The sequence below is a fragment of the Candidatus Phycosocius bacilliformis genome (genome assembly GCF_003112735.1).
In the GTDB taxonomy this organism is placed as follows: domain Bacteria; phylum Pseudomonadota; class Alphaproteobacteria; order Caulobacterales; family Aquidulcibacteraceae; genus Aquidulcibacter; species Aquidulcibacter bacilliformis.
The window spans coordinates 244,392-258,240 of sequence record NZ_BFBR01000004.1 but is presented as its reverse complement, the minus strand read 5'-3'; the positions used below and the strand labels follow the sequence as shown (position 1 = coordinate 258,240).

15 protein-coding genes are annotated in these 13,849 nt (G+C 60.0%); 11 read left to right on the top strand and 4 right to left on the bottom strand.

Annotated elements, in window-relative coordinates; all coding sequences use genetic code 11:
* The first annotated feature begins 273 nt into the window (after window positions 1–273).
* Window positions 274–1,041, top strand: a complete 768-nt coding sequence (locus PbB2_RS08385) for a GGDEF domain-containing protein (RefSeq protein ID WP_192576245.1) — start codon at window positions 274–276, stop codon at window positions 1,039–1,041.
* A 16-nt stretch (window positions 1,042–1,057) separates the two neighbouring features.
* Here PbB2_RS08385 and PbB2_RS08380 read toward each other — a convergent pair whose 3' ends face one another.
* Together PbB2_RS08380 and PbB2_RS08375 are read right to left on the bottom strand one after the other, a co-directional pair.
* A complete protein-coding gene (locus PbB2_RS08380; protein ID WP_108984852.1) occupies window positions 1,058–1,507 on the bottom strand; it encodes a GNAT family N-acetyltransferase in 450 nt (149 codons plus the stop codon).
* Between the two features lie 21 nt (window positions 1,508–1,528).
* On the bottom strand, window positions 1,529–2,815 hold the full coding sequence (locus PbB2_RS08375) for a penicillin-binding protein activator (RefSeq protein ID WP_133245760.1): 1,287 nt from the start codon (window positions 2,813–2,815) through the stop codon (window positions 1,529–1,531).
* A 49-nt stretch (window positions 2,816–2,864) separates the two neighbouring features.
* Here PbB2_RS08375 and rsmI point away from each other — a divergent pair, with 49 nt between their 5' ends.
* From rsmI to ruvB, 10 genes are all read left to right on the top strand, one after another.
* On the top strand, window positions 2,865–3,758 hold the full coding sequence (gene rsmI, locus PbB2_RS08370) for a 16S rRNA (cytidine(1402)-2'-O)-methyltransferase (protein ID WP_238164922.1): 894 nt from the start codon (window positions 2,865–2,867) through the stop codon (window positions 3,756–3,758).
* Complete coding sequence (locus tag PbB2_RS08365; protein ID WP_108984849.1) at window positions 3,755–4,186, top strand: YraN family protein; 432 nt, start codon at window positions 3,755–3,757, stop codon at window positions 4,184–4,186. Before rsmI ends, PbB2_RS08365 begins: the two co-directional genes overlap by 4 nt.
* Window positions 4,183–4,986, top strand: a complete 804-nt coding sequence (locus PbB2_RS08360; protein WP_108984848.1) for a transglutaminase family protein — start codon at window positions 4,183–4,185, stop codon at window positions 4,984–4,986. The genes PbB2_RS08365 and PbB2_RS08360 overlap by 4 nt, the downstream gene beginning before the upstream one ends.
* 13 nt (window positions 4,987–4,999) lie before the next feature.
* Complete coding sequence (gene gshB / locus PbB2_RS08355) at window positions 5,000–5,974, top strand: glutathione synthase (protein WP_272949225.1); 975 nt, start codon at window positions 5,000–5,002, stop codon at window positions 5,972–5,974.
* A gap of 163 nt (window positions 5,975–6,137) precedes the next feature.
* A complete protein-coding gene (locus PbB2_RS08350) occupies window positions 6,138–7,682 on the top strand; it encodes a YifB family Mg chelatase-like AAA ATPase (RefSeq protein WP_108984846.1) in 1,545 nt (514 codons plus the stop codon).
* A gap of 104 nt (window positions 7,683–7,786) precedes the next feature.
* A complete protein-coding gene (locus PbB2_RS08345; RefSeq protein WP_108984845.1) occupies window positions 7,787–8,389 on the top strand; it encodes a nicotinate-nucleotide adenylyltransferase in 603 nt (200 codons plus the stop codon).
* Window positions 8,390–8,432: 43 nt separating this feature from the next.
* Window positions 8,433–9,275 carry an L-histidine N(alpha)-methyltransferase gene (locus tag PbB2_RS08340; RefSeq protein WP_192576243.1) on the top strand — a complete coding sequence of 281 codons (843 nt, stop codon included), beginning with the start codon at window positions 8,433–8,435 and terminating at the stop codon, window positions 9,273–9,275.
* Between the two features lie 80 nt (window positions 9,276–9,355).
* Entirely contained in the window at window positions 9,356–9,865 is a 510-nt protein-coding gene (gene ruvC, locus PbB2_RS08335) for a crossover junction endodeoxyribonuclease RuvC (RefSeq protein ID WP_108984910.1), read from the top strand.
* The gene (ruvA, locus tag PbB2_RS08330) at window positions 9,862–10,521 is read left to right on the top strand and encodes a Holliday junction branch migration protein RuvA (RefSeq protein ID WP_108984843.1); all 660 of its coding nucleotides are present in this window, start codon (window positions 9,862–9,864) and stop codon (window positions 10,519–10,521) included. Before ruvC ends, ruvA begins: the two co-directional genes overlap by 4 nt.
* Window positions 10,518–11,585 carry a Holliday junction branch migration DNA helicase RuvB gene (ruvB, locus tag PbB2_RS08325; protein ID WP_108984842.1) on the top strand — a complete coding sequence of 356 codons (1,068 nt, stop codon included), beginning with the start codon at window positions 10,518–10,520 and terminating at the stop codon, window positions 11,583–11,585. Before ruvA ends, ruvB begins: the two co-directional genes overlap by 4 nt.
* On the opposite strand, the gene PbB2_RS08320 is transcribed toward ruvB, so the two are convergent.
* Both PbB2_RS08320 and PbB2_RS08315 read right to left on the bottom strand, forming a co-directional pair.
* Window positions 11,582–12,781, bottom strand: a complete 1,200-nt coding sequence (locus tag PbB2_RS08320) for a CaiB/BaiF CoA transferase family protein (protein WP_108984841.1) — start codon at window positions 12,779–12,781, stop codon at window positions 11,582–11,584. The genes ruvB and PbB2_RS08320 overlap by 4 nt on opposite strands.
* Window positions 12,778–13,698, bottom strand: a complete 921-nt coding sequence (locus PbB2_RS08315; protein WP_108984909.1) for a hydroxymethylglutaryl-CoA lyase — start codon at window positions 13,696–13,698, stop codon at window positions 12,778–12,780. Before PbB2_RS08315 ends, PbB2_RS08320 begins: the two co-directional genes overlap by 4 nt.
* Between the last annotated feature and the right edge of the window lie 151 nt (window positions 13,699–13,849).

Sequence of the window (13,849 nt, the reverse complement as noted above, 5' to 3'; positions counted from 1 at the left end):
GCGAACAAACCTGCCCGCCGCAGCCTTTGAAAGCGGGGCTTCTAGGCTGAATGCGGGCGAAAGGGAAGAGCAGCTGGAATTCAGCCGGATGTAAATATCTTGTTAACCATTCAAGCGCAGACCCAATGAGACATGAGTCAGGTGGCTTGCGGCCGCGTTCATGTGCTTTACAACGGGTCTGTGCCTGTGCGCAGGCGTCGGGTTTGTTCAGGCTTGGGAGCGTCAGGATTGTCGTTTGCACAGCATCAGGGCGAAGGCAGACCAGCGGCGGCCGTGTCGTCACTGCAGCCCAAGCTGGCCCTGGAGCGGGCAACCCAAGCCGCTGTCGCGGCCAAGAAGACCCGGACGCAGCGCCCGTCTCATGCTGATCATTCGCCAGAGGGATCAACCCGTGATGTTGCTGCTCCGGCTCAGGCCGACCGGCCAGCAGTGCTTGGAATTCCAGCAGCTGAATTGACCCCGCATGTGCGCCGGGCCTTGAAGCATTTGTCGGATCAGGTCGCCAGTCTTCAGGCAGATCGCGCGCGCTTGATGGACCGTTTGCGCCAAGCAGAAGAATTGGCAGATCGTGATACATTGGTGCCGGTGTTTAACCGGCGCGCCTTCGAGCGTGAACTCAACCGCATTATCAGCTTTGCCAATCGCTACGAGGTTCAAGCCAGTTTGGTCTATTTTGATCTCGATGGCTTTAAACAAATCAACGACCGCTTTGGTCACCCGGCAGGTGATGCCGTCCTGCTGGCTGTGGGTGAGACGCTGACCGCCAATATCCGCGAAAGCGATTTGGTGGGCCGGGTTGGGGGCGATGAGTTTGCCGTTATTTTGGCCAAGGCAGGTCCTGAGGATGCGCGGCGCAAAGCTGCCCAGCTGGCGGATGCAATTTCGCGGTGCGAAATCAACTATTTAGGACACCGGCTCAAGATTGCGGCGGCCTATGGATCCTATTGCTTCGAGCGTGATGATACCGGTGAACGGGCGCTCTCGCGCGCCGATGAGGCCATGTATGCCAATAAGGTAGGCCGGAAGATTCAGAGCCTGTGATCCGCTCTGTGACCGCTTACAACGTCTTTAGATAGTGAATGAAGCCCAGATGGCGGGCCACCTTGTCATAAAGGCTGCGCCCGGCGGCATTGGATTCCTGCGTCAGCCAATAGACGCGCGCTGCGTTTTGAGCCCGGGCGGCATCGGCGACCGCCTCAATCAAAGCCTCGCCAACGCCCCGACGCCGGGCGGCGGGGAAGGTGAACAAGTCCTGCAGATAACAATAAGGTCCGATCGTCCAGGTTGAGGGGTGGTAGAGGAAATGGACCAAGCCTAGGACCTCGCCAGACTCCTCGGCCACCAAACCATGCAAAGGCCCATGGGGATCCAATAGGCGTTGCCAGGTCGCTTCAGTCACCTCCGGGGAGAAACTTTCAACCTTGTAGAAGCTCAAATAGCCTTGCCATAATTGTTCCCAGACAGCCCGATCTGTGTGTGCCAAGGGCCGCACCTGAATCTGTCCCATCAAACAACTCCTGCAATTGGATTAATTGGAAAATGTCTTGGGGGCAGGCTGAACCACTTTGCTGCCGCGATTGACAACCTCATGCACGGCCATGCCGCGCTCGACCACATGATTGCGGAAACGGAACAGGCCATCCACGCCGGTAAAGCCGTCGGGTGCTTCAATGGCGCGCGCCGACGCGCCTGCCCGATTGCCATCGCGCGTCATCCGCGCCAGCATGGCTGTTGCATCATAGCCCATACCGGCCAAGCGGGTTGGGCGGCGCTGATAGGCCGTATTGAAACGCTGTTCGAAAACGCTGCGGGCCGCAACATCTTGGGTCACGAACCAAGCCCCGGCCATGCGGCTGTCATTTAATGTCTCGGGCTCATTCCACAGCCCTGTCCCCAAATAGCGCACCCGCCGCGCTGTGGCGCCGCCCTGACCCAAGGTCTGGACCAAGCTGCGCAACATGGCGCTGCGTTCGGGCATCAGGATCGCGGTATCACGTGTCGCAGTGCTGCCGCCGACCCGCGACGCCACCCGGCGGGCAGCCTCAATCGCCCCGCTCATGGAAGCCGCCCGAGGATCATAACGCTCATCACTGATAAATTCGAGCCCAGCTCTTTGGGCCGCCTCGCGCGCAGCCCCGGCCACCCGGTCACCAAATCGGCCCTCCGGCGCCAAGACGATTAAGCGCTTGATGCCCTGGCTTGCGGCATAGCTTACAATCTGGCGGGCCTCATCCTCTGGCAGGAAGGTCAGGACATAAATGTCCTTCCCGGCTTCACTGGTATCGGTGGAGAAAGAAAACATCGGCACATCATTGGCCCGCGCATAGGGCGCAATGGCGCTGACGCCGCTGGCAAATAAAGGGCCCAAAATGAAATCAGCACCCGATCGAATGGCGTCCACACCGGCTTCACGCGCAGAATCGGCTGTGTCACCAGAATCCTTTGGGATCAGCAGCATGGAGGCGTCGCCATGCTCAAATAATGCAAGCTCAGCGGCACTTTGCAGCGTTTGGGCTTCGTTGCGAATAGCCGGATTGTCGCTGCTGAACGGTGCCAGCAACGCCACGCGCACAATCTTGCGGCCGCTCATATGCGGCGGGGTCAGTTTGGCTGTTGCCTTGATGACATAAGGATTGACCGGCGCTTGGACCACGGGCGGTGGCGGCGGCGGTGGCGGGGGTGGCGGTGCGGGAGTCGACGCACACGAGGCCAATGTAACGGCCATCACCACAGCCGCACTGACACCTAGAGCGGGTTTTAGGCTTGCCATCCGGGACGGAAAGCATAATCCTGACGACAGAGAAACGGATGACATGGCCAACTCAAGCTTGAACAACGGGCCTAAGTCTAGGCGGCAGACCGATTTGGCGCAATCACATCTGCTGGATGCGCCGATGAAATTGCTGCTGGAATCCGGGCTTTATTTGGTGGCCACCCCGATTGGCAATCTGGGGGACTTTTCCCCCCGTGGGGTTCGGACTTTAAGCGCGTGTGACCTGATCTTGGCTGAAGACACACGTGTGACCAAGCGTTTGATGGGCCTGCATGGGGTAACAGGAAGGGTCGTGCGCTGTGACGAGGCCGCCACCGCATCGGGCCTCGCGGCTGCTTTGGCTGTGCTGGATGCCGGTGGGGCCGTGGCTTTTTGTTCCGATGCGGGGACACCGGGCGTTAGCGATCCGGGGGAGCGTCTGGCCCAAGGCGTGATCGCGGCTGGTCATCGGGTTCTGGCGGTGCCAGGCGCTTCGGCGGCCCTAGCAGCCTTGACCGTCTCGGGCCTGCCGTCGGCACAATTCTTCTTTGCCGGCTTTGCCCCCGCCAAAGCCGGTGCACGCGCCAGCTTTTTGCAAGAGGTGGCAGGGATTGCCGCGACACTGATCTTTTATGAATCAGGACCGCGTTTGGCCGATAGTCTGGCAGCCATGGTCAAGGTTCTCGGTGATCGGCCGGCGTGTGTCGCCCGCGAATTGACCAAACTCTATGAAGAGACCCGACGTGGTCGCTTGTCTGAATTGGCAGATTTTTATGCTCAAAGCGGGGCCCCGCGTGGGGAGATCGTGGTTGTGGTGGGCGGGCATAGTGCGCAAGCCCCGACACGGGAAACCGCTGATCTTGATGCGATCCTTTCAGCTGCTCTGACCCAGCACAGCGTGAAAGATGCCGCTGCGGCTATTGCGTTGGAGACCGGCCTGCCGCGCAAGGATGTCTATCGCCGGGCCCTTGAGCTCATTGCTGAGATGAGGCAGGCAGTCCCATGACCCGTCGCCAGCGTGCCCATGCCGAAAAATCGGGCCGCTGGGCGGAGCATCTGGCCGCCCTCATGTTGCACGTGAAGGGCTATGCCATTCTGGGCCGACGCGTCCAGACCCCAAGCGGCGAGATTGATCTGATTGCTCGGCGCGGTGATTCCCTTGTCTTCATTGAAGTAAAGATGCGCCAACGAGGCATTGATCCAGCCGACATTCTGCGTTCTGAACAAATGGCGCGTATCGTGCGGGCAGCGACAGGCTGGACTGCCCGGCGCGACTGGACCCGCCATTTCAGCTGGCGCTATGACCTGATTGTGGTGCAACCTTGGCGCTGGCCATTGCATGTGCGCGATGCCTGGCGGCCTCAGCACGATCCTATGATCCCGCCCTATGCCAACGCCAATAATGTGATTTCGTTCCGGGCTCGCCGCAGATGATACCGACCACCCGAGCAGAGGCCGAGGCTGCCATCAAGGCCTGCGCAGCCATGCCGGTCGAGCGGTTTGACCTAACAGCCTGTGCCTTGGCCTGTGCCCTGCATGAAAACCCCAATCGGGATGTTGGTGAAGCGCTTGCGGTGTTGGATGACCTAACCCGGCTGGCTCTGTCGCGGCGACCGCAATCTGCTTTGGCTTTGTCTCAATTGATTTTTGGCGAAATGGGATTTGCCGGGGTGGGCTTGCCTTATGATGCACCCGAAAATGCCGATCTCATCAGCATTTTGACGACACGTAAGGGCCTGCCCGTCGGGCTTGGCATTGTGTGGCGCCATGTAGCACGCTTGAGCGAGGCGGCCTTGGCGGGCGTGGATTCGCCCGGTCATTTCCTGTTGCGACTGGACAATCCAGATGGGCCGGTTTTCCTTGATCCACTGGCGGGTGGGGCGATTCTGGATCAGGACGGTTTGACCGAGATCGCCAGCCGTATGGGACTGGATCAATTGAGCAGCGCCATGCTGACCCCGGTATCAGACCGGGTTATGGCAATCCGCTTGCAAACCAATTTGGCCGCGCGTGCCAAAGCGGGGAGTCGGGCGGACGCTTGGCTGCGCGCGGCCCAACGTCGCGCGTTTCTGGCCCCAGACCATCCCGGCATTTTGCTTGATGCGTCAGCCGCCGCCGAAGCTGCCGGTCAAATCCGTGTTGCCCTTGAATGGGCGCAGCGGGCAAGCCACCTACAGGGGCCAAGTCCGGACAGTGATGACCGGCTTATGTCTCTACGCCACAAACTCAACTAGCGAGTTTTCATCCGTGTCTGCCAGCCAAGCCCCCACCCAATCTCGACCCCTGCGTGTCGCCATCCAGATGGACCCGATCGAGCACGTCAATATTGATGGCGATACCACTTTTGCCATGGCCGAAGAGGCGCAGGCCCGCGGCTATCAGCTGTTTGTTTATCAGGTTGAGCATTTAAGCTGGCAGGAAGGCAAAGTGCTGGCGCGTGCCCGACCGGCGCAGGTTCAGCGCGTCAAGGGCGATCATGTGACCCTGGGCGCAGAAACGCTACTTGATCTCGCCGACGATGTGGATGTGGTGCTGATGCGTCAGGATCCGCCGTTTGACATGTCCTATATCACTGCTGCCCATCTGTTGGAGTTTCTCAAAGGCCGGACCTTGGTTGTGAATGATCCGTTCTGGGTTCGCTCCAGCCCGGAAAAAATCATCCCCTTGATGTTCCCCGATCTCATGCCGCCAACCTTGGTGTCGCGCGATATCGCCGCGATCAAGGCCTTTCAGGCCACCCATAAGGACATTGTGGTCAAGCCCTTGTTTGGCAATGCAGGGGCCGCGGTTTTCCGTATCAAGCCCGATGACGGCAATCTCGGTGCGCTCCTGGACCTGTTCTTTACCACCAGTCGGGACCCGTTGATGGTGCAGGCCTTTGTGCCGGGGGTATTTGAGGGCGACAAGCGGATCATTCTGGTCGATGGCGAGCCGGTTGGCGCGATCAACCGCGTGCCCAAGGGCAATGATATTCGGTCCAACCTTGCCGTCGGCGGCACAGCCCATCCAGTCAGCCTAAGCGATGCTGATCTGGCGATCTGCAAGGCGATTGGGCCAACCTTGAAGGAACGCGGTCTGATGTTTGTCGGCATTGATGTGATTGCGGGTCGCTTAACTGAGATCAATGTCACCTCGCCAACCGGTGCCCTGGCGATGAAGGCGTTCTCAGGCGTGAATGCCGTCGCCCTGATGTGGGACGCGATTGCACGCAAATTGAGCTAGACCTTACTTTGTGGTAGGAGATTTGTTCACAAGCGTTGTAAGTAAATTTGTACTGCCCGACGCCATAAATAGTCTTTTGTTCGTTTTATGTTCGATGTATGTTCCATTTTGTAGTTGGCGTGTGGATAGTTCGGAAGCGAAACAATAGATCGGAATCAACAACATGGTCGCGCGACTGGTAACCTGGGCGTTTGACGGGGCAGAGGCACGCCGCGTCGATGTTCAGGTTCAAATCACCGATGCCGGGGCTAATCCCTATTTTTCCATCGTCGGCTTGGCTGATAAAGCGGTTGCCGAGAGCCGTGAGCGGGTGAGGTCAGCCTTTGCCGCCATCGGCCTGTCGATCCCGTCAAAGCGTGTGCTGGTCAATTTGGCACCAGCGGACTTGCCGAAGGAAGGCTCCCATTATGACGCCCCGATTGCGGTTGCCTTGCTGACCGCGATGGGCGTGCTGCCATCTGACGCGGTCGATGGCCTGGCGGTGTTGGGGGAATTGGGCTTGGACGGTGACTGGCAGCCAATTGCCGGGGCCCTTCCCGCTGCCATGGCCTCACATGGCGAAGACTTAACCCTTGTGTGCCCAGAGGCATCGGCAGCTGAGGCGGCTTGGTCAGGCGGGCGGGTGATCGGTGTGTCGAGTCTGATGGCCTTCATCAACCATGTGCGAGGGGCGCGACCTTTGGAACTGGCCCAACCCGGCCCATTGCTCGACGCAGCGCCGGTGGCAGACCTCAAGGATGTGCGCGGGCAGGAACAGGCCAAACGGGCCTTGGAGATCACGGCAGCAGGTGGTCACAATCTTCTGCTGGTCGGCCCGCCGGGGGCCGGTAAGTCTATGCTGGCCCAGCGCCTGCCCGGACTATTGCCGCCCCTGAATGCACGCGAATTGCTGGAAGTATCCATGGTGCATTCGGTGGCTGGCATGCTCGAACGTGGCAGCTTGACCCGCGTCCGCCCCTTCCGCGCGCCGCATCATTCGGCCAGCATGGCTGCCCTCACGGGCGGGGGTCTTCGGGCCAAACCAGGGGAGGTTTCGCTTGCGCACCATGGCGTCTTGTTTCTTGATGAATTGCCTGAGTTTTCAGCCCAAGCACTTGATGCCCTGCGCCAACCCTTGGAGACTGGTGAAGTCGTCGTCGCGCGTGCCAATCGCCATGTAACCTATCCGGCGCGCTTCCAATTGGTGGCGGCGATGAATCCCTGTCGTTGCGGGGCGGCTGCCGGACGTACGTGTGGCAAGGCTCCGCGGTGCATGGTGTCTTATCAATCGCGGATTTCTGGTCCCTTCCTTGACCGCATCGATTTGCAGATTGATATTCCTGCCGTTACCGCAGCCGATCTTGCCCTTCCCGCGAGTCTTGAGGGGACAATTGAGGCAGCTGAGCGCGTCGCCCAAGCCCGCGCCGCCCAAGCCGAACGCTACCGCGGCGACGGTTTGGCCATTGCGACCAATGCCATTGCCAGCGGGGCTGTGCTCGATCGGGTGGCAACGCCTGACGGACCTGGCCGGGACTTGTTGGGCAAAGCAGCGGATGCCTTGCGCCTATCAGCACGTGCCTACCACCGCACATTGAAGGTCGCACGTACCATCGCGGATTTGGATGGTGTGGATGGGGTGCGCCGGATTCATATTGCCGAGGCTTTGGCCTATCGGCGGACCGAGCCCAATCCAACCCAACCCGTCTCTTTGCCCAGTCTGACTCGATGATGGTGGGATAAACTGGGTCTGTGGGGCAGCAATTGATTGGCAAACAATCCTCAAGGTGAGCATAACCCCTTCCCCTCAGCCTCACTCTCCCGTAATCGGAAGACATGCGACACGCGCTCCAAGCGCCGCGAGGGATGAAGGTCGGGCTCCTCGGTGGTTCTTTTGATCCTGCCCATTCTGGCCACGCCCATGTGGCCGAGACTGCGCGCGCGCGGCTGGGATTGCAATGTGTGTGGTGGCTGGTGTCGCCGCAGAACCCCCTCAAGCCAAAGTCGAGCCCGCTGCAGCACCGTCTCGCATCGGCCCGCAGTGTCGCACGCGGTCCCCATATGGTGGTCACCGACATTGAAACCCGCTTGAAGACCCAATTCACCATCGACACGTTGCGCGCGCTGAAGCGGCGGTTTCCCGGCGTGCATTTTGTCTGGCTGATGGGTGCGGACAATCTGGCTGGCTTTGAACGCTGGCGTGGCTGGCAAGAGATTGCCCGCCTCATCCCCATCTGTGTCGTTTCGCGGCCAGGTGCAGGACCCAAAGCCCGGCTTGGCCGATTGGCCAGCCGTTTCCCGCACGCGCGCCTGAAGTTGGAGAAGGCAGCACTTTGTCCCGGCGCAGTCCCGCCCGCTTGGGTCTATATACCCGCCCGGTGGAATCCTCTATCGTCCACCGCGCTGCGCAATGCCGGTGCAGGATTGACGATTGATTGAGTGGATTGCAGATGTTGCGCGTGGATCAGAGGATGGATGTGGCGTGGACCTGATCCAGCTGGCACAAGCCGACCTACAGGCAGGTCAGACAGACTTTCCGATCGAATTGGGTCTTGATGGACCGCCGCCGCATGTGGAGCGGGGTGAGCGGGAAATCCTTGATCGCATTCTGCCTGAGCTGGTTGATCGCATCGGGCCAGCCGCGCGCCTGATTGATGCCGGTCCTTTTGCTGGATTGCGGGCTGCCCTGATCCTCGGCCAGCTTGAGCGGCCGAAAGCCGTGGTCTTGGTCAATCCTGACATTGATCCCCGCGTGCTGGATTCGGTGCAAGACCGCGCGAGCACAGCGCAAATCAGTGTGGCACCGCCTGGCGCGCAGGCCAGTCAATGGGACTTGCCGGCCGTTGGCACGGGCGCAAGCTTGGCTGTTCTATCAGCTGGCTGCCTTGGTCTATTGAGCCCATCGGCGCGCCAGGCTTGGCTCACAGGTGCCCATGATGCTCTAAAGGCCGGGGACTTCTTGCTGGTGAGCCTTGAGAAGAGCCGGGACGGGGCATTGATGGAGGCCACCTATCTCGATTTCGGTCAGGCTTTGGTGCGCAATGCCCTGGCACGGCTGGGCAAGGCTCAGGGATTGGAACCCCGTATCTATTATGATGCCTGCGCGCGTCAGGTCCATTTTGCCGCGTTGGTGAGTGGATCAGGGACGCCAGCTGGCCGACCAGATCAACTGGGTCGGCTGGCTGCAGGCCAGCTTTTGCGCTTCGGTGCCGCCCGTCAGCTTGACCTCGACGATCTCACCGCCGCTTGTCATGATTTCCAACTGGTCGCGCATTGGCACTCGAGCGATGGATGGGTCACAGCTGCCCTTTTGGTCAAAAAATAGCACGGCTTTGTCGTTCTGGTTATGTTCTGTTAAACTCCTGCGTGCACCAAGGCAGTGATTCGCTTTATGGGATGCAAAGCATGGCACTTCAAACGATCCTTTTGGGTTTGGACCCAGGTCTGCAGCGCACAGGCTGGGGCGTGATCGCCTGCGAGGGCGCGCGGATCAGCTGGATCGCCCATGGTGTCATCGCGCCACCGCCCAAACTGGCTTTGCCGGAACGACTGGGTTTGCTTGCCAGCGGCCTGATAGACGTGCTTGAGTTCTACAATCCAACCGAAGCCGCGGTTGAAGAGGTATTTATGGCCAAGAACGCACAATCAGCCTTGCTTTTGGGCCATGCGCGCGGGGCTGCTCTGTCCATTCTGGCGCGCCACCAGGTGCATGTCAGCGAATATGCGACGCGCCACATCAAGAAAGCCTTGGTGGGAACAGGCGGGGCAGAGAAGGATCAAGTTGCCTTCATGGTCCGTCGCTTGCTGCCCCAATCAGGTACAGTCAGTGCCGATGCCGCCGATGCGCTGGCTGCAGCCATCTGTCATGCCGCAGAGCGGCGCAGCAATCCCCGTCTGATGGCTGTCAAAGCATGATTGGGTCTTTAAAGGGTCTGGTCGCGGCGGTTGGTGAAGACCGCGCCTTGATTGAGGTTCAAGGCGTTGGCTATCTCGTCTTTGCTGGCACCCGTACCTTGGCGCGGCTGGGACCAGGTGCTGCTGTGCATGTGTTCATCGAGACCCAGCTGCGTGAGGATTCCCTCAAGCTTTATGGATTTTTGTCCGACGCTGAACGGGCGTGGTTTGCCCGCCTGCAGGACATTAGCGGCGTGGGCGCCAAGGTGGCCTTGGCCATCCTTGATGTTCTGGGCCCCACCCAATTGATGGAAGCGGCAGCTTTGGAGGATAAGGCCAGCATTGCGCGCGCCAATGGTGTCGGTCCGAAGCTGGCTGCCCGCATTGCCACTGAGCTGAAAGGCCGTCCACCGCCGCCCAGTCTGATGGGCCAATCAGCCAGCACCGGCTTTAGCGAGGGCGGCAGCGCTTTACCTGTGGCGGCGGAAACGACCCATGCGCCCGTGCCAACAGCCCCGATCGAAGCCGATCGCAATCAGGCGATTTCTGCCTTGGTCAATTTGGGCATCGGGCAGGCTGAAGCCTCGCGGGCAGTTGCCCAAGCCAGCCGTGCATTGGGTGAGACAGCCGATGTCGGCGGCCTGGTTAAGGCTGCTCTGAAGGAGATAGGCCGATGAGTCAGACAGGCCCTGGGGTGGATGGTTCGCCATCTGCCGACCGTTTGGTGTCGGCTGACCTGCGCGCCGGTGATACGCTTGATCGCGCGCTTCGTCCCTCTGGCTTCCACGAGTTTGTTGGCCAGAATGAGTTGAAGGCCAATCTTGAAATCTTCGTCCAAGCTGCCAAGGGCCGCGGGGATGCGATGGACCATGTGTTGCTGTTTGGTCCACCGGGTTTGGGCAAGACCACTTTGGCCCAGATCACGGCGCGTGAGTTGGGCGTCAATCTGAAAACCACCTCTGGGCCGGTGATTGCCAAAGCAGGGGATCTGGCCGCCCTTTTGACCAATCTGGAGCCCCGCGACGTCCTTTTCATCGATGAAATCCATCGCCTTCCGGCGGCGGTGGAGGAAATTCTCTATCCAGCCATGGAAGATTATGCGCTCGATCTTGTGATTGGCGAAGGCCCGTCGGCGCGGTCGATCCGGATCGATCTATCTCCCTTCACATTGGTGGGGGCGACCACACGGGCGGGGTTATTGTCCACCCCCTTGCGGGACCGGTTCGGGATTGTTTCCCGTTTGGACTTTTACAGCGTCGCTGATTTGGAGGTTATTCTCAAGCGTGCTGCCGCCAAATTGGGTGCGCCTCTGACCGATGACGGGGCAAAGGAGATTGCCCGGCGGGCACGGGGAACTCCGCGCATTGCCGTGCGCCTGCTTCGGCGCGTGCGCGATTTTGCAGACGCATTTGGCAGCCAACTTGATGCGCAGACGGCTGCCCATGGTCTGGCCCGCCTCGACATTGATCCTGATGGCCTCGATATGCTCGACCGCCGCTATCTGCGCGCATTGGTGGAGACTTATGGCGGCGGGCCCGTGGGCGTGGAGACTTTGGCGGCCGCCATTTCAGAAGCCCGCGACGGTGTGGAGGATGTGATTGAACCCTATCTCATGCAGCAGGGTTTCATCATGCGCACCCCACGTGGGCGGGTTGCCGCGGCCCGGGCCTATCAATTGTTTGGCCTGCCTGAACCGAAAGCCCCCCCTCAACCGGGCCTTTTTGACGACAGCAGTCGCTAGATGACCCCGCTTGTCCGTAGGTGTGCAATCTTGTCGGGCGAATAGCCCAAGAGGTCACGCAACACCGCTTCTGTATGGCTGCCCAATTCCGGTCCGGTCCAGCGCACATTCCCGGGTGTGGCAGACAGTTTTGGGAAGACTGCTGGCATTGGGAACGGGCCAAGCTGGGGATGATCCACTTCAACAATGGCTTGCCGGGCTGCAAAGTGGGGATCAGCCAACATATCAGGCGCGCGATAAATCCGTCCGCACGGCACACCATGGTCCTCGCAACAGGCCTCCAGCTCCGCAATGGTCATCTGGCTGCTCCAGGCGCTGATCAGGCCATCAAGCTCGCCTTGATGCTCCCCCCGCGCGACATGGGTGAGAAAGCGGGGATCATCGGCTAACTCAGCCCGGCCCATGGCCTCGGCCAGCCGCCGCCACACCGTGTCTTGGTTGGCAGCAATGATGACCATGCCATCGCTGGCTGGATAAATGTTGGAGGGGGCGATTTTGGGCAGGAATGAGCCTGTCCGTTCACGTATATAGCCGCCAAAATGATAATCGGGAATCAGGCTTTCCATCATGGCAAAGCAGGCTTCATAAATGGCTGAATCGACGATCTGGCCTTTGCCCGTGCGGTGACGGTGCTCAAGGGCAGCCAAGGCCCCAATGGCGGCATATGTGGCAGCCAAACTATCACCAATGGAGATTCCAGCGCGTGACGGCATGCGGTCTGGCTCACCCATGACATAGCGCATGCCCCCCATAGCTTCTCCCACGCTGGCATAGCCTGCTTTGGGGCTGTTGGGGCCAGTCTGACCATAGCCGGACACCCGGATCATGATGAGACGCGGGTTGATTGCCGCCAACGTCTCATAATCCAAGCCCCATTTCTCCAGGGTGCCGGGCCGAAAGTTCTCCAGCAGAAAATCGGCTTCGCGGACGAGGTCCTTCACAATGGCCTGACCTTCGGCCTGACGAAGGTCAATCGTTACACACGTCTTGTTTCGCCCGACGATGGGAAACCACAGGCCATGACCATCTTTCTTCACCGTACCCCATTGGCGCAGCGGGTCGCCTTGGCCCGGTGGCTCGACCTTAATCACCTCAGCGCCGAGGTCGCCCAAAATCTGCCCGCAAAATGGACCTGCCAGCAGGACGCCAAGCTCTATCACCCGCAGCCCTTGCAGGGGTCCGGTCGCCTCTGTCATGCGCCTGCTCCGCTATGGGCAGGCGACGGCGGAAAATTGCCGGCCCGGCTCAGCATGGCAGGCAAAGGTCGGCCCATGACATTGCTCAGCCATTGGCCAGTCCCGATCATGGCATCAAGATCAATACCCGTTGCCACACCTGAGCGGTGCAACAGATAGAGTAAATCCTCGGTGGGGATATTGCCGGTGGCCTTGGGTGCAAACGGACAGCCACCAAGCCCACCCAAGCTTGAATCCAGCGTCGCAGCCCCCGCTTCCAGCGCCGCCCAGGCATTTGCGAGGCCCGTGTTGCGTGTATTGTGGAAGTGGGCGCGGATGGGGATGGTGCCAATGGCCGCGCGTACCCGGCCGATCAGCGCCTTAACTTGGCTGGGAACGGCCACGCCAATCGTATCTGCCAATGCGATCTCGCGCGGGTTTGCCTCGGCCAATGCTGCAGCCATCGCAACCACATGGTCTGGGTCGACTTCGCCGTCGAACGGACAACCAAAAGCCGCAGATATTGTGATCTGGCCGGACCGTCCTGCCGCCTTGGCCATGTCAACGATCCGTTTGGCAACCTCAACACTTTCTGCGCTGGTTTGGCCTTGATTGCGCATGGCAAAGCTGTCGCTCGCCACGGCGACCGCGCCCAATTCATGCACTTTGGTAGCCAAAGCGCGCTCTGCACCGCGTTCATTCAGGACCAAGCCAATATAAGTGACCGCATCGGTGTCGGGCAGACCCGCCATCACGTCTTCAGCGTCGGCCATTTGCGGCACCCGCCGCGGATTGACGAAACTGGCTGTCTCAATGCGGCGAACACCTGCTGCAATGGCGAAATTGATCATTTGCAGTTTGGTGGCGGTTGGCAGGATATCAGGCTCGTTCTGCAGACCGTCTCGGGCTCCGACCTCGACGATTTCAATGCTTGTCATCAACCCCATCCCTTGGTTTGGCATCCGGCTTGAGCCGGACCCTTGCAGAATAAAGCACAAGCCCTGCTAAGGTCTACAATGAGGTCTGCTGCTTGGCCTCCGGGCCGCGAGCATCATAAACTGTCGAAGAGATGTCATGTGTTGCTTGAAT